The sequence below is a fragment of the Stenotrophomonas sp. AS012628 genome (assembly GCF_010608305.1).
GTDB lineage: Bacteria > Pseudomonadota > Gammaproteobacteria > Xanthomonadales > Xanthomonadaceae > Stenotrophomonas > Stenotrophomonas geniculata.
This window is the reverse complement of record NZ_VMBJ01000064.1, coordinates 1-19,746: the sequence shown is the minus strand read 5'-3', so window position 1 is coordinate 19,746 and position 19,746 is coordinate 1. Positions and strand designations below refer to the sequence as shown.

Below are 19,746 nucleotides of genomic sequence, written 5' to 3'. Positions count from 1 at the left end.
GCAACCGGACCCACCCCGCCATCCCACAGGAAACCCGCTTCTGCTTCGGCTGTTGCTGTTGCTGTTGCTCCAGCTCGCAGCAGGTGCAGGGCTGCAAGCCCTGCCGATCAACACCCTGCCTACGAACGGCTGACGTGACGCTCATGCCCCATGCGCGAGGCTGTCTGCTTGGCTGTTCGAGTGGAGGTGGCAACAGTGCACTGGCAAAGCGCACAGGCCTACGCATGGCCGTTGGGATTGGCAGCAGTAGTGGGTGGCATCGGCGCGTGGCTGATCCTGTGGATCTACCATCGGCTGAAGGGGCGTGATCGACGGCGCGCCCGCATCGGCCGTGTGCTCGGGCTTCCGATGGCCACTGCATGGCCGCTGCTGGTGTTGATTCCCGCGTTGCAGGCCACACCGCTGCAGGATCCGTTGCTGGGCAATCTGCAGCATGTGCTGCACATCGCGCTGACCGCGTGCTTCATCTGGTTGCTTGTACGCGCGGTGGCGGCCGGTGAGCGCGCGATCCTGCGCAGCCATCCCATCGATGTCTCCGATAACCTGGAGGCGCGCCGCATCCAGACGCAGACGCGGGTGCTCAGTCGTGTGCTGATGGGCGGCATTGTCGTCCTGGGCGCGTCGTTGGTGCTGCTGACCTTCCCGATGGTGCAGAAGATCGGTACCGCGCTGCTGGCCTCGGCGGGCCTGATCGGTCTGGTGGCCGGTATCGCGGCCAAGCCGGTGTTCGGCAACCTGATCGCTGGCCTGCAGATTGCAGTGACGCAGCCGATCCGCCTGGATGACGTGGTGATCGTCGAAGGCGAATGGGGCCGCATCGAGGAGATCGGCAGCAGTTACGTGGTGGTGCGCATCTGGGATGAGCGGCGGATGGTGGTGCCGTTGACCTGGTTCATCGAGAACCCGTTCCAGAACTGGACGCGGCGCAGTGCCGATCTGCTCGGCACTGCGTTTCTGTGGCTGGACTACCGGGCGCCGATCGCGGCGATCCGCGCCGAACTGGAGCGCATCTGTCGTGGCGAAGCGCTGTGGGATGGCCGGGTCTGCGTGACCCAGGTGACCGAGACCAGCGAGCGTGCGATCCAGGTGCGACTGCTGGTCAGCGCGCGCAGCTCCGGTGATGCCTTCGACCTGCGTTGCCTGGTACGCGAGCGCATGCTCGACTTCCTCGCGCGTGAGCATCCGCAGTCGCTGCCGCAGGTGCGTGCGCGGCTGCAACACGAAGACGAGCTGGATATGCCGCGCGGCCCACGTGCGCGCACCGCGGATGTGCGTTCGCCTGGCGCGGAGGATGGTGAAGCGGCGATCGTGCCGGCGGAGCCTGACCAGCCTCTGTAGAGCCGGGCCATGCTCGGCCGCTTTCGATTTTCCGGTGAAGCCGAGCGTGGGCTCGGCTCTACAAAAACACGATCACGGCTCGCCGGCGTCGATCAATGCATCGGTATCGAAGTGCGGCGGGCGCCGTGCGCGCGTGCGCTGCTCGTAGGCGTAGGCCATTTCGATCAGCTTCGGCTCGCTCCAGGCGGTGCCCATGAACAGCAGGCCGACCGGCAGGCCATCGATCTGGCCCATCGGTACGCTGAGGCTGGGATAGCCGGCCACGGCGGCCGCGCTGTAGCTCTCGCCGGGGAAGTCGTCGCCTTCGCTGCGGATCGGCCATGCCACACCGGTGGTGGGTGCGACCAGCGCGTCGAGCTGGTGGGCGGCGAGGGCGGCGTCGATGCCTTCCGGGCCGGCCAGGCGGCGCGCATCGCTGCGCGCGCGGATGTAGGCGGGGTCGGCCAGGCCAGCAGTGGCATCGGCCTCTACCAGCAGCTCCTGGCCGAACAGGCCCAGTTCCTGCTTGCTGTGCGCCTGGTTGAAGGCAATCAGTTCGGCCAGGCTGCGCAACGGCGCGCGGTGGGTGCTGAAGTAGCGCTCCAGCCCGGCCTTGAATTCGTACAGCAGCAGCGTGCGCTCGGCTTCGGCCCAGGCGCCCTGGTTGGGCAACTCGACGGGGACCACGACGGCACCAGCGCGACGCAGCTCGGTCGCTGCCTGATCGATCAGCGGCGGCATGCCGCGGTACTTCAGCAGCGGCGTCTGCAGCAGGCCGATGCGTTTGCCGCGCAGGCCCTGCGGGTCCAGGCGTGCGGTGTAGTCGTAGACCGCGCGGCCGGGCATGGTCGCGGTGGCCGGGTCGGCATCATCGCGGCCGGCGATCGCGGTCAGCACGGCGGCAGCGTCGGCGACGCTGCGTGCCATCGGCCCGGCAGTGTCCTGGCTGAAGGAGATCGGGATGATGCCGTCGCGGCTGACCAGGCCGACGGTTGGCTTCAGGCCGACCACGCCGTTGATCGCCGCCGGGCAGACGATGCTGCCATCGGTCTCGGTACCGATCGCCACGCTGGCGAGGTTGGCGGCCACGGCCACCGCGCTGCCGCTGCTGGAGCCACAGGGCGAATGACTCAGCCGATAGGGATTGCGGGTCTGGCCACCGCGCGCGCTCCAGCCGGAGATGGAATCATTGCCGCGGAAATTGGCCCATTCGCTCAGATTGGTCTTGCCCAGCACCACCGCACCGGCTTCGCGCAGCCGGCGCACCAGGTAGGCATCGTCCGGACGGAAGCCCTGCAGGGCCAGTGAGCCGGCGCTGGTGGCCATCGGCGCGGCGTTGATGTTGTCCTTCAGCAGCAGCGGGATGCCATGCAGCGGGCCGCGCAGGCGTCCTTCGCGGCGCTCGCGGTCGCGCGCGGCGGCTTCCTTCAGGGCATCGGGGTTGAGCTCGATCACTGCGCGCAGGCGCGGCCCGGTGCGGTCCAGGGCGGCGATGCGCTGCAGGTAGGCCTGGGTCAGGGTGGTGCTGTCCAGTTCACCGGCGGACATTCGCGCCTGCAGGTCGGCAACATCGGTTTCGGCGTACGGGAACGGCACGTTGCGGCTCGCAGGTTCGGCCGCATGCGCGCTGGGCGTGGCCGGGCTGCAGCCAGCCGAAAGCAGCGCCGGCAGCGCGGCGAGCAGGCAGGTCAGCAGAGGCGGCAAGGACGGGCGCATGGGGCGGCTTGGTCGGCTCCAATCCCCAGTGTAGCGGGTGCTCAGCGGTGACGCTTGCGCAGGTCGCGGGCGAGGACGTAGACCACGATCAGGTTGATCGCCAGGATCGTCCACGACGGCCAGCCGGGATGGCGGATGATCGCGAAGATGTCGAACGGCAGGTACAGGGCGGCGGTCAGGCAGCCCAGCCAGGAAGCCCAGGCCTTGGCCCGCCACAGGCCCCAGGCCTCAACCAGGTGCAGCAGGCCGTAGCCGATCATCCCCGCCGCGGCCAGGTGGACCGCGTCGGGGCTGATCATGTGCAGCAGCGAGGGCAGGGTGCCATGGTCCGGATCCAGGCTGAAACGCCGGATCAGGGCCATGATGCCGTGCCGTAGCGGCTGCGGTCCGAGCACTTCCAGCCCGGTGGCGGCCAACAGCGCCAGCATCGCCTTGCTCGCTTCGAGCAGGGCGATGACATGGAGACCCGGATGCCGGTGTGGATCCGGGTTGTAGCCGCTCTGGTTCACGGGGTGCTGGCTCAGCCGCCGCGCGAAGCCTTCTTGCGGTCGCTTTCGGTCAGGAACTTCTTGCGCAGACGGATCTCCTTCGGGGTGATCTCGACCAGCTCGTCGTCTTCGATGAAGTCCAAGGCCTGTTCCAGCGAGTACTTGATCGCCGGGGTCAGCTGGATCGCATCGTCCTTGCCCGAAGCGCGCATGTTGGTCAGCGGCTTGGTCTTGATCGCGTTGACGGTCAGGTCGTTGTCCTTGGAGTGGATGCCGACCAGCTGACCTTCATACACGTTGTCGCCTTCAGCTGCGAACAGCTTGCCGCGTTCCTGCAGCGGGCCCAGCGAGTAGGCCGGCGTGGTGCCCGGCGCATTGGCGATCATCACGCCGTTGATGCGCTTGGCAATCGCGCCCTGTTCCTTCGGACCGTAGTGGTCGAACACGTGGAACAGCAGGCCCGAACCCTGGGTCAGGGTCTTGAACTCGTTCTGGAAGCCGATCAGGCCACGGGCCGGGATCGAGTATTCCAGGCGCACGCGGCCCTTGCCGTCCGATTCCATGTTCTTCAGCTGGCCCTTGCGGGTGCCCAGCTTTTCCATCACGCCGCCCTGGTGGATTTCTTCGATGTCCACCACCAGCTGCTCGATCGGCTCCATCAGCTGGCCGTCGATTTCCTTGATGATCACTTCCGGGCGCGACACGGCCAGCTCGTAGCCTTCGCGGCGCATGTTCTCGATCAGCACCGACAGGTGCAGTTCGCCACGGCCGGAGACCAGGAACTTGTCGGCGTCTTCCAGCTGCTCGACCTTCAGGGCCACGTTGTGGACCTTTTCACGGTCCAGGCGGTCCTTGATCTGGCGGCTGGTCAGGAACTTGCCACCGGACAGGTCCTTGTTGCCGGCGAACGGCGAGTTGTTGACCTGGAAGGTCATCGAGATGGTCGGCTCGTCGACGGTCAGCGCCGGCAGGGCTTCCGGGAAGTCCGGCGCGCAGATGGTGTCGGAGATGGTCAGCTCCTGGATGCCGGAGATGGCCACGATGTCGCCGGCCTCGGCCGAATCCTGCTCGATGCGCTCCAGGCCCATGAAGCCCAGCACCTGCAGCACCTTGCCGTTGCGCTTCTTGCCTTCACGGTCGATGACCGCGACCTGCATGTTCTTCTTCAGGGTGCCGCGCTGGATGCGGCCGATGCCGATCACGCCCACGAAGTTGTTGTAGTCCAGCTGGCTGATGCGCATCTGGAACGGGCCTTCCGGGTCCACTTCCGGACGCGGCGCGTGCTGCATGATCGCTTCGTACAGCGGGGTCATGTCGCCGTCGCGCACGGTGTCTTCCAGGCCGGCGTAGCCGTTCAGGCCCGAGGCGTAGACGATCGGGAAGTCCAGCTGCTCGTTGGTCGCGCCGAGCTTGTCGAACAGGTCGAAGACCTGGTCGATCACCCATTCCGGACGGGCGCCCGGACGGTCGACCTTGTTGACCACGACGATCGGCTTGAAGCCCATCGCGAAGGCCTTCTGGGTCACGAAGCGGGTCTGCGGCATCGGGCCGTCCATCGCGTCGACCAGGATCAGCACGGTGTCGACCATCGACAGCACGCGCTCGACCTCACCACCGAAGTCGGCGTGGCCGGGGGTGTCGACGATGTTGATCCGGTTCTTGATGCCGGTCTTCTTGTCTTCCCAGGTGATGGCGGTGTTCTTGGCCAGGATGGTGATGCCGCGTTCCTTTTCCTGGTCGTTGCTGTCCATCACGCGCTCGGCGAGGACGGTGCGCTCGGACAGGGTGCCGGACTGCTTCAGCAGCTGGTCGACCAGGGTGGTCTTGCCATGGTCGACGTGGGCGACGATGGCGATGTTGCGAAGATTTTCGATGGACATACGAAAGGGGGCCAGTCGGCGCCGGATTTGGAAAAAGAAGTCCAACATTATACGTCGAACTTGACGATTCGCGAAAAGGTGGATTTCACGCCGGTCATGGGGCCCATTCAGCTGGCTGTCCGCAGCGGCGGCCGAGGCCGCCAGGACCGTTGTGTGGCGCTCCCCCGCCGGCGGCTGAAGCGCGGATCTGCGCCCATGGTCGAAGCCGCCGCCGCCACGAGGCAGGTGTAAACTAGGTGGCTAGACGCGTTCCCCTCTGCATCAAGGATCTTCATGTCCCTCATCGCCACTTTCGACACCACCCAGGGCCCGATCAAGGTCGAGCTGTTCGCCGACAAGGCGCCGCTGACCGTGGCCAACTTCGTGAACCTGGTCAAGCACGGTTTCTATGACGGCCTGATCTTCCACCGCGTGATCGCCGACTTCATGATCCAGGGCGGCTGCCCGCAGGGTCGTGGCACCGGCGGCCCGGGCTACAAGTTCGAAGACGAGAAGAATGGCGTGAAGCACGAGGTCGGCTCGCTGTCGATGGCCAACGCCGGCCCGAACACCAACGGCAGCCAGTTCTTCATCACCCACATCAAGACCGACTGGCTGGACGGCCGCCACACCGTCTTCGGCAAGGTCCTGGAAGGCCAGGCCATCGTCGATTCGGTCAAGCAGGGCGACGTGATCCATTCGATCACCCTGGAAGGCGACGTCGACGCCGTGCTGGCCGCCCAGGCCGAGCGCGTCGCGGAGTGGAACAAGCACCTCGCCGCCTGATCCCCCTTCGAGACGGCCACCCACGGGTGGCCGTTTCCCTGTTCCCCGCCGCCCGCCAGGCCAGCGTGGCCACGCCCGCGGCGTCCCATCAAACGCTTGCAAGCAAGAGGAAACCCCCATGAAAGCACCCGTTCGTGTTGCCGTGACCGGCGCCGCCGGCCAGATCGGTTATGCCCTGCTGTTCCGCATCGCCTCCGGCGAAATGCTGGGCAAGGACCAGCCGGTCATCCTGCAGCTGCTGGAACTGCCGGTCGACAAGGCCCAGGCCGCCCTGAAGGGCGTGATGATGGAGCTGGAAGACTGCGCCTTCCCGCTGCTGGCCGGCATGGTCGGCACCGATGACGCCGAAGTCGCGTTCAAGGACGCCGACATCGCCCTGCTGGTCGGCGCACGTCCGCGTGGCCCGGGCATGGAGCGCAAGGACCTGCTGCTGGAAAACGCCAAGATCTTCACCGCCCAGGGCGCAGCGCTGAACAAGGTCGCCAGCCGTGACGTGAAGGTGCTGGTGGTCGGCAACCCGGCCAACACCAACGCCTACATCGCCATGAAGTCGGCGCCGGACCTGAAGCCGGAAAACTTCACCGCCATGCTGCGCCTGGACCACAACCGCGCGCTGAGCCAGCTGTCGACCAAGCTGGGCAAGCCGGTCGGTGGCATGGAGAAGCTGGTCGTGTGGGGCAACCACAGCCCGACCATGTACCCGGATTACCGTTTCGCCACCGCCGATGGCGCATCGATCGCCGATGCGATCAACGACCAGGAGTGGAACGCCAACACCTTCATCCCGACCGTGGGCAAGCGCGGCGCGGCGATCATCGAAGCCCGTGGCTCGTCCTCGGCTGCTTCGGCCGCCAACGCTGCCATCGACCATGTGCGTGACTGGGTGCTGGGCAGCAACGGCAAGTGGGTCACCATGGGCGTGCCGTCCGACGGTTCCTACGGCATTCCGGAAGGCGTGATCTTCGGCTTTGCAGTGACCACCGAGAACGGCAAGTACACCCTGGTCAAGGATCTGCCGATCGACGACTTCAGCCAGAAGTACATCGACAAGACCCTGGCCGAGCTGGAAGAAGAGCGCGCCGGCGTCGCCCACCTGCTGGGCTGATGCAGGCGGTACCGGCTCCGGCCGGTACGTCTTCCATCAAGGTAGGTACCGACCGCTGGTCGGTACGCAGAAAACGGGGAAGCTTCGGCTTCCCCGTTTTTGTTTGGACGGATACGGAGCCGCATGATCCACCTGCACTACATCGACGACGCGCTGCTGGTGGCCGAGAAGCCGGCCGGCCTGCTGTCCGTGCCTGGCCGCAGCGCCGAGAACCAGGACTGCGTGGTCGGGCGCCTGCAGGCGCTGTACCCGGATTCGTTGACCGTGCACCGCTTGGATCAGGTGACCTCCGGGCTGCTGCTGCATGCGCGTGGCAAGGACATGCAGGCGGCGCTGTCGATGCAGTTCGAGCGGCGCCAGGTCGGCAAGCGGTATGAAGCGGTGGTGCAGGGGCTGCTCGAGGGTGATGCCGGCGAAGTGGACCTGCCATTGATCGTGGACTGGCCGAACCGGCCGAAGCAGATGGTCGACCATGAGCGCGGCAAGCCGGCGCTGACGCGTTGGCGCGTGTTGGCTCGTGATGTTGAAGCGCAGCGCACGCGCGTGGAACTGGAACCGATCACCGGCCGCAGCCATCAGCTGCGCCTGCACATGGCCAGCCTTGGCCATCCGATCGTCGGCGATGTGCTGTATGACGCGGCACCGGCGCAACGCGTGCATCTGCATGCGCGCAGCCTGCGGTTTACGCATCCGCTGACGGGCGAGGCGCTCGCGTTCGAGTCCGCGGCTCCGTTCTAGGGGCCGGCAGGGCTTGCAGCCCTGCACCTGCCGAAGCTTTCAGGCAACAGCAACAGCAACGTCAAAAACTAAAGCGGCATTCCGCGGGATGGCGGGGCACTGTGGGTGTGCGGGGACGCCGTGAACCCATCCATGGGGGGCTTGGTCGCGGCATCCATGCCGCTCACACCTCGCACACCCACAGTGCCCCGCCATCCCCGGTAAGCCAGCTTCTGCTGTTGCTTCGGCTTCTGCAGGTGCAGGGCTGCAAGCCCTGCAGAACAAACCCACCCCCTACCAAGGTAGGGCGGCCCGCACGCCAGCGCCGGACTATCCTCGAACCCATGACTTTGTCTGGGAGGGCTGCGTCATGAACTACGAGGAAACCTACCGTCGCTCGATCGACGAGCCGGAGGCCTTCTGGGGCGAGGAAGCCAAGCGCATCCATTGGCACAAACCGCCGCAGCAGGTGCTCGACTACAGCAACCCGCCGTTCCGGCGCTGGTTCGTCGGGGGTGAAACCAATCTCTGCTACAACGCCGTGGATCGCCACCTGGCCGAGCGCGCCGACCAGCTCGCGCTGGTCGCCATCTCCACCGAAACCAACAGCACGCGTGAGATCACCTATCGCCAGCTGTATCGCGAAGTGAACGACTTCGCCGCCGTGCTCAAGCACCTCGGCGTCGGTCACGGTGACCGCGTGGTGATCTACATGCCGAACATGGCCGAAGCCGTGTTCGCGATGCTGGCCTGCGCGCGCATCGGTGCGGTGCACTCGGTGGTGTTTGGTGGCTTCGCCGCGCACAACCTGGCGCTGCGCATCGACGATGCGAAGCCCAGGCTGCTCATCGCCGCCGATGCCGGCATGCGCGGTGGCAAGCTGATTCCGTACAAACCGATGGTCGACGCCGCCTGCGCCGAAGCGGCCTCGCCACCACCGCACGTGCTGATCGTGTCGCGCGGACTGGACGCAGCCGAACCGCGCGTGCCGGGCCGTGACGTGGAGTACGCCACGTTGCGCGCGCAGATCGGTGAGGTCGATGTACCGGTGCAGTGGCTGGAAGCGAGCGAGCCGAGCTACCTGCTGTATACCTCCGGCACCACCGGCAAGCCGAAGGGCGTGCAGCGTGATGTCGGTGGCTATGCGGTGGCGATGGCGCAGTCGATGGAAACCGTGTTCGACTGCAAGCCAGGGCAGGTGATGTTTTCCACCTCCGACGTCGGCTGGGCCGTCGGCCATTCCTACAACGTCTACGGCCCGCTGATCGGTGGCTGCACCTCGCTGCTGTACGAAGGGCTGCCGACCAACCCCGATCCGGGCATCTGGTGGGCGCTGTGCGAGCAGTACAACGTGCGTACGATGTTCTCTTCGCCTACCGCCATCCGCGTGCTGAAGAAGCACGACGCGGACTTCATCCACCGGCATGACCTGGGCGCACTGAAGTACCTGTTCCTGGCCGGCGAGCCACTGGACGAACCCACCGCGCACTGGATCAGTGAGGCGCTGGGCAAGCCGATCATCGACAACTACTGGCAGACCGAAACCGGCTGGCCGGCGCTGACCCTGCTGCCGGGCCTGGAAATGAAGCCGGTGCGCTTCGGTTCACCCGGTTTCCCCAATCTCGGTTACCGGATGAAGGTGATCGACGAGAACACCGGCGAGGAAGTCGCGCCGGGGCAGAAGGGCGTGCTGGTGGTGTCGCCACCGTTGCCGCCGGGTTGCATGAGCACCGTGTGGAACGATGACAGCCGCTTCCTGCAGAGCTACTTCAGCCACTTCAAGGAACTGTTGTACAGCTCGCTGGACTGGGCGATCCGCGACGACGATGGCTACACCTTCATCCTGGGGCGCACTGATGATGTGATCAACGTGGCCGGGCATCGCCTCGGCACGCGTGAGATCGAGGAAGCCATTTCCAGCCATCCGCGCGTGGCCGAGGCGGCGGTGATCGGGGTCAAGGACGAGTTGAAGGGACAGGTGCCGCTGGTGTTCGTCACCCTCAAGCAGGGGCTCGATGGTGAGGATCCGGCGCCGGTGGTGGCGGAGATGATGGCCACGGTGACCACCTCGCTCGGCGCGGTCGCGCGCCCGGCGCATGTGCATGTGGTCAACGCACTGCCCAAGACCCGCTCCGGCAAGTTGCTGCGGCGCTCGCTGCAGGCGCTGGCCGAACAGCGTGATCCGGGTGACCTGTCGACGCTGGATGATCCCAGCGCGCTGGAGGAGATCCGCCGGGCGCTGGGGCGCTGACCTGCTTCTGTAGAGCCGAGCCGATCCTCGGCTCCGCATGCCTTGCCAAAGCAGCCGAGCATGGGCTCGGCTCTTCAGGGGAGGGCGTTGCTGCACCGCAGCTTCCCCCCTGCAACCGGTGCGCTAAGCTCGGCCCCAGGGGAGCGCGCCCGCCAGGGCGCGCAGGTGAAGCGCATCAAGGATCGGGGGGATGCAATGGCATTGCTGCACGCCAAGACGGCTGCTGGCCGTCAGGAAATCGAAGACCGTGGCCGGCGCCTGCCGGCAGCACTGCGCTCGATCCTGCTGATGGTCGATGGCCATCGTGACGACACCGAACTGCGCGGCCTGTTCGACGGCCTGCGCGCACCGGCCGATGCACTGGAGCAGCTGGAAGCGCAGGGCCTGATCGAAGTGATCGGTGGCAATGCCGAGGTGGCACCGGCACGTGGCATCAGCACCGGCCGCGAACAGGATCCGGCGTTGTACCAGCAGTTGTACGACGCGATGAGCGAGGCGGTGCGGCGCCACCTCGGCCTGAAGGGCTACTTCATGCAGTTGAAGATTGAACGCTGCACCGATGCACTGGCGTTGGAACGCCTGTGCCCGGAGCTGCTGGCCGCGGTGGGAAAGGCGCGCAGCCCGGCGCTGGCGCAGCGCTGGTGGCAGGAAACCCAGGCGGCGGTGGTGAACGCTGGCAATGAGGTCGTGCAGGCCTGACTCACCGCGTAAAGTTATCGGTTCACTTCCCCACAAGGAGTCCCGCGTGCAGGACGACCACGACGACACCGATACCCCCGGCTGGGACGCGATCAATGCGGCGCTGGCGCCCCTGTATGCCGGGCAGGAGCCGCGTCATTTCGGCACCGCGCTGCCTTACACGCTCGGTGGCCAGGATCCGCTGGATGGCATCAGCGTGTACTGGGTGGATGCGCCGGTACCCCACTGGCACTACATCACTTATGGCTTCTCCGAACTGTATGCCAAGGAGAGCAGTGATGCCGCCACCAGCGGCTATGGTTTCGAGCTGACCTTCCGCCTCGCTGCCGACGCCGGTGAGAACGCCGGCAGCACCCCGCCGGTGTGGCCGATGAACCTGCTGCAGAACCTGGCGCGCTATGTGTTCGGCAGTGGCAACGTGTTCGAGGACGGTCACCATCTCAATGCCAACGGCCCGATCGCGCTGGAGACCGGCACGCGCTTGTGCCATCTGGCCTTCGTCGCGGATCCGCAGTTGCCCGCACGCGACACCGCCAATGGCCACCTGCAGTTCCTGCAGCTGGTCGGGCTGACCGATGAGGAGATGGAAGCGGTCAAGCGCTGGTCGACGCGCGGCGTGCTGCAGGCGCTGCAACCGGCGATGCCGCTGTGGATCAGCGACCTGCATCGCGGCAACCTGCTGGAGGAACCGGCGCTGGCCGCACAGGTGCAGGCCGGCAGCGAGCGCGAGGGCTCCAGTACCGGCATGTTGTTCATCGAGACACTGGATTGGCGGCAGGAGGCGGGCGTCACCACCCTGGTGCTGGGGGCCGGCCAGGTCGCCAGCGTGTGCGAGCTGCTGCCGCTGCGCCTGCGCCACGGCAGATCGCTGGAACTGGTCAGCCGCGAGCGGCAGTGGGAGTTCGTTCCGGCCAGGGGCGGTGAAGTGGGCGACGTCTCCGCCGACAACGCGCGCTGGGCACTGGACGAGGCGGGATTGCGGGCTCTGGCGGGCGTGCGTGCCGAGCGCGGTATCTACCCGGTGGTGGAGGCGCTGCGCATCGAAGTGGTGCCGACCTACCTGCGCGATGCCAAGGGCGAAGTGATCCGCCAGATCGGCTGATCACGCTGCTGGAACCGAGGGGGTCAGAGCCGCCTGCTGCGCAGACGGATCCGACCCCAGGTCAAGATCAGGCCAGGCCTTCAGCCTTCAGCGCGGCCTGCACGCCGGCGTCGGCATCCATGCGCGCCTTGTAGGCGGCCAGGTTGTCCAGGCCGGACAGGTCGACCTTGGCGCCGGCGGCCCAGCGCAGGGTGATGTAGAAGTACGGATCGGCGAAGCTGCGGAAGCCGGCCAGCCACGGCTTGTCGGCCAGCTGCTTGTCGGCGGTCTCGAACAGGCCACGCAGGCGCTTGTGCGCGGCGGCGCGGATCGCATCGAACTGGCTCTCGTCGGCGATGAACTTGCCCGGCGCGAACAGCGGCGAGAAGGCCGGATGCACATCGGAATTGACGAAGGCCAGCCAGCGGGTGGCTTCGGCGCGCTGGCGCGGGCTGCCATCGCCGCCGAGGCCGGCCTGCGGGTAGGTGTCGGCGATATAGCCCATGATCGCGGCGTTCTGCAGCAGCACGAAGTCGCCGTCGACCAGTGCGGGGACGGCACCGGCCGGATTGATCTTGAGGAATTCCGGCCCCTTCAGGGTGTCCTTGTTCAGCAGTTCAACCTCGAACGGCTGGCCGGTCCACTGCAGGGCGATGTGGTCGGCGGTGGAACAGGCACCGGGCTTGCTGTACAGCTTCATGGGAACTCCAGGTGATGCGGGCGGGAAACGCCCACTATCCCAGAGCCTGCCCGCGGGCGGCAACGCTGCCGCCAGCACGGATCGTTACGACTGCCGCGGCTTGAGGTTCTGCACCTTGTAGAAGGTGTGATCGCCGATGGTGGCCACCTGGTACGCATTGCGCCAGTTCGGGCTGGCGATGGACAGCGCGGCGAAGTGGCTGGCACCGGGCACGATCTCGCGGCGCTCGCCGGCCGGCAGCGCCCAGTTGCGCTCGGCGTCGAAGGCCACGTTCATCGCCTCGCTCCAGGCCGCGTCGTTGCCCAGCTGGGTACCGGGGGAGACGATGGTCGGTGCGAACTGCTTGCGCGCGGTGACCACCTGGCACATCGAGTCGCCCCACAGGCCACTGTCGAGACGGCGCAGGGCGACCTCGGCGACGGCCTGCTGGCCCCGCAGGGTCTGGTCGCGGGCTTCCAGGTAAACGGTGGTGCTCAAACACAATGAATCAGCGGCCGGCTGCGGCAACAACTGCGACAGCCAGAGAATCCAAGCCAGTTTCATATAACTCCTTGCTCCGTGTGGGCCGCACCCTCCGGTTCCTGCCGCGGGGGCGACAGGAGGCGGGGTACGACTTGGCGTCATGGGGAGGCGGCCATCGGGGCCGCCCCGTGGGCAGCCCCAAAAGAAACGATCAGTACCGATCGAGGGGGCTGCGCCGGCTCACCGGAAACTGGCTGGTGAGCGGAAAGATGGCGCAAGGTAGGGGGGGATAGCCGAACGCATCGTGAACCGTGCGGCTTGACATTCAGGTTCGGCAGGGGTGACGGAAATCACATTCCGCCCCCCATTCAGGCGCTCATCAGAGCGTGGCGGCCACCCGGCTGCCCTGGTCGATTGCCCGCTTCGCGTCCAGTTCGGCGGCCACGTCGGCACCGCCGATCAGCTGCGCGTTGATGCCGGCGGCCTGCAGTTCGGCCTGCAATGCGCGGTTCGGTTCCTGCCCGGCGCAGATCACCACATGGTCGACCGGCAGCAGCTGTTCGCTGCCTTCCACGCGGATGCGCAGGCCCTCGTCGTCCACGCCCAGGTACTCGACGCCGCCGAGCATGCGCACGCCCTTGGCCTTCAGCGTGGCGCGATGGATCCAGCCGGTGGTCTTGCCCAGTCGCGCGCCGGGCTTGCCCGGGCTGCGCTGCAGCAGCCACAGCCGCCGCGGTGATGCCTCGGCCTGCGGCCTGGCCAGCGAGCCGCGGGCCTCGAACGTGCTGTCCACGCCCCATTCGGCCATCCAGCGCTGCGGGTCCAGCGAGGGAGACTCACCGGCGTGGCTGAGGAATTCGCCGACATCGAAGCCGATGCCACCGGCGCCGATGATCGCCGCATTGGTGCCCACTTCGACCCGCCCCAGCAGCACGTCCAGATAGCTGACCACCTTGGCGTGGTCGGCGCCGGGGAAATCGACCTTGCGCGGGGTGATGCCGGTGGCCAGCACCACCTCGTCGAAGCCGGCCAGGTTGGCGGCATCAGCACGGGTGCCGAGGCGCAGCTGCACGCCGGTCTCCTGCAGCGTGTGGCGGAAGTAGCGCAGGGTCTCGTAGAACTCTTCCTTGCCGGGGATGCGCTTGGCCACGTTGAACTGCCCGCCGATCTCGTCGCCGGCATCGAACAGGGTGACCTGGTGGCCGCGCTGGGCAGCGACGGTGGCACAGGCCAGGCCGGCGGGGCCTGCACCGACCACGGCAACCTTCTTCGGCGTAGTGGTGGGGCGGTAGACCAGCTCGGTCTCGTGGGCGGCGCGCGGGTTGACCAGGCAACTGGCCAGCTTGTTCTCGAACACGTGGTCCAGGCAGGCCTGGTTGCAGGCGATGCAGGTGTTGATCGCCTCGGCGCGGCCGGCACGGGCCTTGTTCGGCCACTGCGGGTCGGCCAGCAGCGGCCGCGCCAGCGACACCATGTCGGCGCCGCCATCGGCGAGGATGCGCTCAGCGACGTCGGGCATGTTGATGCGGTTGGTCGCCACCAGCGGCACCTTCACATGCGGCTTGAGCTTGGCGGTGACCCCGGCGAAGGCAGCGCGCGGCACCGAGGTGGCGATGGTCGGGATGCGCGCTTCGTGCCAGCCGATGCCGGAATTGATGATCGTTGCGCCGGCTGCCTCGATCGCCTGCGCCTGCTGCACGATCTCTTCCCAGTTGCTGCCGTCGTCCACCAGATCCACCAGCGACAGGCGGTAGATGATGATGAAGTCCGGGCCGCAGGCCTCGCGGATACGGCGCACGATCTCCACCGCGAAGCGCATGCGCTGGCGCGCGTCGCCACCCCAGGCATCGGTGCGCTTGTTGGTGCGCGGGGCGATGAACTCGTTGATGAGGTAGCCCTCCGAGCCCATCACTTCCACGCCGTCGTAGCCGGCCTCGCGGGCCAGCTTCGCGCTGCGTGCGTAGTCGGCGATATGGCGCTCGACGCCGCTGGCCGAGAGCGCGCGCGGGGTGAACGGGTTGATCGGTGCCTTCAGCTTCGACGGCGCCACCGACAAAGGGTGGTAGGCATAGCGGCCGGCATGCAGCAGCTGCAGGCAGATCTTCGCGCCGTGCTGGTGCGCGGCGGCGGTGAGCTGGCGGTGCGGGCGTACTTCCCACGGCCAGGACAGCTTGCCGCCGAACGGCTTCAACCAGCCCACTACATTCGGCGCGAAGCCACCGGTGACGATCAGGCCGACGCCGCCCTCGGCGCGTTCGGCGAAATAGGCCGCCAGCCGCGGGAAGTCGCGGGCGCGATCCTCCAGGCCGGTGTGCATCGAGCCCATCAATACGCGGTTGCGCAGCTGGGTGAAGCCCAGGTCCAGCGGGGCGAACAGGTGGGGATAGGCGCTTTCGTTGGCTGGCGACATGGTCGATACGCTTGCGTACGGAAGCGCGAAGCGTGCCGCGAAACGGCGGCCGGAGCAAGGGCTGGCGAATCGGTAGCGCCGGGCCATGCCCGGGGACGCGGCTACCCGTGGCCGCGCTGTGCGCTCGCCGGGCGCGGTCCGGGCATCGGCCGGCCAATTCCGAACCAGCCCAGCGTCATTCCGCACAGCGGCCCGATCAGCAGGGCGAAGGCCAGCGTGCCGAGGCCGACATTGCCGCCCAGCCACCAGCCCAGCAGCAGCACGCTGCCCTCGATCAGGCTGCGCACTTTCCAGATCGGCCAGCCGGTACGGGCGTGCAGGCCGGTCATCAGGCCGTCGCGCGGGCCAGGGCCCAGCTTGGCGCCGATATACAGGCCGGTGGCCAGCGCGACCAGCAGCATGCCGGCGCAGAACATCGCCAGCTGCCAGCCCAGGCCGACCGCCGGCGGCAGCAGCCACAGCCCGAACTGCGCGGACGGGCCGATCAGCATCACGTTGAGCACGGTGCCAACGCCCGGCTTCTGCCGCAGCGGCCACCACAGCAGCAGCACCAGCGCACCGATCACATTGGTGGCCAGCCCGAACGAGAGCGGCGTCTGCGCGGCGATGCCCTGCGACAGCACGTCCCAGGGCGCCACGCCGATGGCGGCACGGATCATCAGCGATGCGCCGAAGCCGTACAGGAACAGGCCGGCGATCAGTTGCAGCATGCGCAGGGGCAGGGCGGTGGGCATGGCGGTCTCGGGGGAGGGGGATCTGTTCCCACCGTAATCCCGATCCAGTCACTTCAATAGATACAGATGCCGACCAATCCGCCGCTACAGGCGGAATCTGTAGCGCCGAGCCCATGCTCGGCTGCTTTGCCTGGCACCACCAGCCGAGCATGGGCTCGGCGCTACATGACGCGTCAGTCGCCCCAGCCTGCCAGCGCCAGCTTGCCCACCGTGCGTCCGCCGGCCAGGCGCTGATGCGCGATGTCCAGATTTGTCGCATTGATCGGGCCCAGCGTCTCGCTGAGGGTGCCGCGCAGCTGGCCGGCATCGATCATGCTGGCCGTGCGGCTGAGGATGCGGTGCTGCTCGATGCAGTCGGCAGTGGCAAAGCGCGAGCGCGCGAACATGAACTCCCAGTGGATGCCGATGCACTTGGCCTTGTAGGGATCGCCGATCCGCAGCGGCCCACGTGGCTCGACGATCAGGCCGACGTGTCCCTGCGGCGCCAGCAACAGGCCCAGTTCGTCCCAGTAGTGATCGGTGTCGGCCAGGTTGAGTGCGACCTGCACCGCGTCGATGCCCAGCGCCTGCAGCTGGGCCTGAAGCGGTTGCCGGTGGTCGATCACGTGCCGGGCACCCATCTGCCGGCACCAGTCGGCCGAGGCCTCGCGCGACGCCGTGGCGATCACCTCGAAACCCGCATGGCGGGCCAGCTGGATCGCCATCGAGCCGACCCCGCCCGCACCGCCGATCACCAGCAGGTGCTGGCCGGCGTGGCGGCGATCGTCCAGGCGCAGGGGCATGCGCTCGAACAGCAGCTCCCAGGCGGTGAGCGTGGTCAGCGGCAGCGCTGCGGCCTCAGCGAAATCCAGCGTGGTGGGTTTGCGCGCGACCAGGCGTTCGTCCACCCACTGGTACTGCGCATTGCAGCCGGGGCGGGTGACATCACCGGCGTAATAGACCTCGTCACCAGAGGCGAACAGGCTGGCCTCGTCGCCGATCGCCTCGACCACGCCGGCGGCGTCCCAACCCAGCACGCGGGGCGCCTGGAGCGTGGCCGGATCCGTGCTGGCACGCTGCTTGCCATCGACGGGGTTGACCGAAACCGCCTCGACCCGGACCAGCAGGTCACGCCCCCGGGGAGGCAGCGGCGGGGGCAGGTGGATATCGCACAGGGCAGGGGCGGATTCACGACTCAGGGCGACGGCTTTCATCACGGCTCCGGCTGGGTTCGTGGCTCCATCATAAGGTTCCTCACCTTTCCGCAAACACGCTGAACCGTGTGATGCAGTACGTTGCGCAATATGTCGTTTTCCCCGCCTAAACCCCGTCAAACCCTTGCAGCGTGAGGGTCTTGCGGATTTTCATCATCCTGTATAGGGTTTCAACGTCGGACCGGTGGACGGTCGGGCGCAACACTTCACATGTTACGGGACTGTTAACATGGCCTTCACCCGCCTGAGCATAATGTTCGCGGCGGTGGCGTGCTGAATCGGCTGTCGTACATCGACGCACTTGTGCTGGCCCATGCCTCTACCGGTTTCATACCCCCGAAATAGGAGCTGTACTCAATGAACAAGAAGATCCTTACTGCCGCGCTGCTGGGCGGCCTGGCTTTTGCCCAGGCAGCTTCGGCGCAGGAGTTCGATGACCGCTGGTACCTGACCGGTTCGGCCGGCTTCAACTTCCAGGACAGCGACCGTCTGACCAATGACGCTCCGTTCGTGACCCTGGGCCTGGGCAAGTTCATCAGCCCGAACTGGTCGCTGGACGGTGAGCTGAACTATCAGAACCCGAACTTCGATTCGAACAAGGACCTGAACTGGTCGCAGTACGGCGTCTCGCTGGACCTGCGTCGCCACTTCATCAAGGAAGGCCGCGGCTGGAACCCGTACATCGTCGGTGGCCTGGGCTACCAGAAGTCGGAAGAAGAGTACCCGGCGCTGAATGCCAATGGTCCGCGCCAGCGTAAGGACGGCAACGTTGCCGCCAAGCTGGGCGTCGGCCTGCAGACCACCTTCGAAAAGCGCGTTGCTGTCCGCGCCGAAGTGGCCTACCGCGCTGACTTCGACGACCAGAGCGTTGCCGCTCCGAAGGAAGACTGGTTCGGCGACGTGCTGGCTTCGGTCGGCGTCGTGATCCCGCTGGGCCCGGCTCCGGTCGCGGCTGCTCCGGCTCCGGCTCCGGTTGCCCCGAGCTGCGCCGACCTGGACGACGACGGTGACGGCGTCAACAACTGCGACGACAAGTGCCCGAACTCGCAGCCGGGTCAGACCATCGGTCCGGACGGTTGCCCGGTGCCGGTCTCCATCGACCTGAAGGGCGTCAACTTCGACTTCGACAAGTCGAACCTGCGTCCGGACGCCGTGGCGATCCTGAGCGAAGCCACCGAGATCCTGAAGCGTTACCCGGATCTGCGCGTTGAAGTTGCCGGTCACACCGACTCGAAGGGTACCGACGCTTACAACCAGAAGCTGTCGGAGCGTCGTGCTACCGCCGTGTACAACTACCTGACCAAGAACGGCGTTGACGCCGGTCGCCTGGTCGGCCCGATCGGCTACGGTGAGAGCCGTCCGATTGCTCCGAACACCAACCCGGATGGTTCGGACAACCCGGAAGGTCGCGCCAAGAACCGTCGTACCGAGCTGAACGTCCAGAACTAAGTTCTGACGCTCTGCCCGTAAGACACAGCAGGACCCGGCTTCGGCCGGGTCTTGTTGTTTCTGCGGCCCGGAATCCGGGTATCTACTGCTACGCAGGCAACCGTTCGTCGGTTTTTTGTTCGTAAAACCAATGAGTTGCCGTATTCATTGAAAGTGGCGCTTGAAAGCTGTCGCGGCATTGCTAAACTCGCCGCGTCACTTCCTTTCCTGGATGCCCTTCATGCTGCGCTCTGCATCGGCCGCCTTCCTGGCGCTGGCCCTGGTTCCCGCCGCCCACGCTGCGGTCGATTGCTCGGTCAACACCAGCGCCTCGCCGCTGCCGTTGCCGGCCACGACCATTGCGCCGGTGGCCGACGAGCTCTACATCCGTGGCAACCAGCTGGGCATGCCGGCCGGTGTGCTGAGCAGCAACTACGATCCGTCGCAGTCGCTGGACCAGGTGCTTCAGCGCCTGCGCATCGACGGCTGCCAGAACATCGCCAAGGCCATTCCGAGCGCACCGGCGGTGAAGCCGAACGATCCGGCGGCCTACAAGCCGCAGACCGAATTCGACAACACGCCCTGGCGCTTCGACATGAGCCAGAACGGCAAGCGCATGACCGCTGAAGAGTTCGATGCCTGGATGAAGGCGCGTGGCGTGCGTGTGGTCAAGGCACGTCCGGCTCCGGCCGCCACCCCGGCTCCGGCCGAAGCACCGGCTGAGACCAAGCCGGTCGACAAGAAGTAAGCGCCGCGGGGAGCAGAGGCTTGCGCACGCGCCGCCCACCTGCCGCCCCCGC

Annotated in this window: 17 protein-coding genes; 9 read left to right on the top strand and 8 right to left on the bottom strand. The window is 66.7% G+C overall.

Going from position 1 to position 19,746, the window contains the following annotated elements:
• Positions 1-150: 150 nt before the first annotated feature.
• Positions 151-1,338: a mechanosensitive ion channel family protein gene (locus G5A07_RS19900; protein WP_316248769.1), complete on the top strand. Its 1,188-nt coding sequence runs from the start codon at positions 151-153 to the stop codon at positions 1,336-1,338.
• A 72-nt stretch (positions 1,339-1,410) separates the two neighbouring features.
• Here the strand turns inward: G5A07_RS19900 and G5A07_RS19895 are convergent, their stop codons facing one another.
• The 3 genes from G5A07_RS19895 to typA are packed head-to-tail and all read right to left on the bottom strand — an operon-like array spanning position 1,411 to position 5,401.
• Positions 1,411-3,033, bottom strand: a complete 1,623-nt coding sequence (locus tag G5A07_RS19895; protein WP_099560332.1) for an amidase — start codon at positions 3,031-3,033, stop codon at positions 1,411-1,413.
• A gap of 41 nt (positions 3,034-3,074) precedes the next feature.
• The gene (locus tag G5A07_RS19890; protein WP_005408223.1) at positions 3,075-3,542 is read right to left on the bottom strand and encodes a DUF2127 domain-containing protein; all 468 of its coding nucleotides are present in this window, start codon (positions 3,540-3,542) and stop codon (positions 3,075-3,077) included.
• An 11-nt stretch (positions 3,543-3,553) separates the two neighbouring features.
• Positions 3,554-5,401: a translational GTPase TypA gene (typA, locus tag G5A07_RS19885; protein ID WP_049455386.1), complete on the bottom strand. Its 1,848-nt coding sequence runs from the start codon at positions 5,399-5,401 to the stop codon at positions 3,554-3,556.
• A gap of 273 nt (positions 5,402-5,674) precedes the next feature.
• Between typA and G5A07_RS19880 the strand changes: the two genes are divergently transcribed.
• The 6 genes from G5A07_RS19880 to G5A07_RS19855 all read left to right on the top strand — a co-directional run bounded on the left by G5A07_RS19880 (position 5,675) and on the right by G5A07_RS19855 (position 12,040).
• Positions 5,675-6,166, top strand: a complete 492-nt coding sequence (locus G5A07_RS19880) for a peptidylprolyl isomerase (RefSeq protein ID WP_004153629.1) — start codon at positions 5,675-5,677, stop codon at positions 6,164-6,166.
• Between the two features lie 118 nt (positions 6,167-6,284).
• The gene (locus G5A07_RS19875; protein WP_004153634.1) at positions 6,285-7,271 is read left to right on the top strand and encodes a malate dehydrogenase; all 987 of its coding nucleotides are present in this window, start codon (positions 6,285-6,287) and stop codon (positions 7,269-7,271) included.
• Positions 7,272-7,394: 123 nt separating this feature from the next.
• On the top strand, positions 7,395-8,009 hold the full coding sequence (locus G5A07_RS19870) for an RluA family pseudouridine synthase (protein ID WP_057502487.1): 615 nt from the start codon (positions 7,395-7,397) through the stop codon (positions 8,007-8,009).
• 349 nt (positions 8,010-8,358) lie between these two features.
• Positions 8,359-10,239 carry a propionate--CoA ligase gene (gene prpE / locus G5A07_RS19865; RefSeq protein ID WP_126559608.1) on the top strand — a complete coding sequence of 627 codons (1,881 nt, stop codon included), beginning with the start codon at positions 8,359-8,361 and terminating at the stop codon, positions 10,237-10,239.
• Between the two features lie 195 nt (positions 10,240-10,434).
• Entirely contained in the window at positions 10,435-10,938 is a 504-nt protein-coding gene (locus G5A07_RS19860) for a hypothetical protein (protein ID WP_191863884.1), read from the top strand.
• Between the two features lie 46 nt (positions 10,939-10,984).
• Entirely contained in the window at positions 10,985-12,040 is a 1,056-nt protein-coding gene (locus G5A07_RS19855; protein WP_191863883.1) for a suppressor of fused domain protein, read from the top strand.
• A 67-nt stretch (positions 12,041-12,107) separates the two neighbouring features.
• Here G5A07_RS19855 and G5A07_RS19850 read toward each other — a convergent pair whose 3' ends face one another.
• The 5 genes from G5A07_RS19850 to G5A07_RS19830 form a co-directional block, all read right to left on the bottom strand.
• A complete protein-coding gene (locus G5A07_RS19850; protein ID WP_043401403.1) occupies positions 12,108-12,719 on the bottom strand; it encodes a glutathione S-transferase N-terminal domain-containing protein in 612 nt (203 codons plus the stop codon).
• An 84-nt stretch (positions 12,720-12,803) separates the two neighbouring features.
• The gene (locus G5A07_RS19845) at positions 12,804-13,262 is read right to left on the bottom strand and encodes a cell wall hydrolase (protein WP_004154513.1); all 459 of its coding nucleotides are present in this window, start codon (positions 13,260-13,262) and stop codon (positions 12,804-12,806) included.
• A gap of 298 nt (positions 13,263-13,560) precedes the next feature.
• The gene (locus tag G5A07_RS19840) at positions 13,561-15,591 is read right to left on the bottom strand and encodes an NADPH-dependent 2,4-dienoyl-CoA reductase (RefSeq protein WP_191863882.1); all 2,031 of its coding nucleotides are present in this window, start codon (positions 15,589-15,591) and stop codon (positions 13,561-13,563) included.
• 101 nt (positions 15,592-15,692) lie between these two features.
• Positions 15,693-16,325, bottom strand: a complete 633-nt coding sequence (locus G5A07_RS19835; protein WP_019337047.1) for a membrane protein — start codon at positions 16,323-16,325, stop codon at positions 15,693-15,695.
• Between the two features lie 173 nt (positions 16,326-16,498).
• On the bottom strand, positions 16,499-17,518 hold the full coding sequence (locus tag G5A07_RS19830; protein WP_043401399.1) for a zinc-binding alcohol dehydrogenase family protein: 1,020 nt from the start codon (positions 17,516-17,518) through the stop codon (positions 16,499-16,501).
• Positions 17,519-17,875: 357 nt separating this feature from the next.
• Here G5A07_RS19830 and G5A07_RS19825 point away from each other — a divergent pair, with 357 nt between their 5' ends.
• Complete coding sequence (locus tag G5A07_RS19825; protein WP_010483958.1) at positions 17,876-18,967, top strand: OmpA family protein; 1,092 nt, start codon at positions 17,876-17,878, stop codon at positions 18,965-18,967.
• A gap of 220 nt (positions 18,968-19,187) precedes the next feature.
• The gene (locus G5A07_RS19820) at positions 19,188-19,694 is read left to right on the top strand and encodes a hypothetical protein (protein ID WP_010483956.1); all 507 of its coding nucleotides are present in this window, start codon (positions 19,188-19,190) and stop codon (positions 19,692-19,694) included.
• Positions 19,695-19,746: the final 52 nt, after the last annotated feature.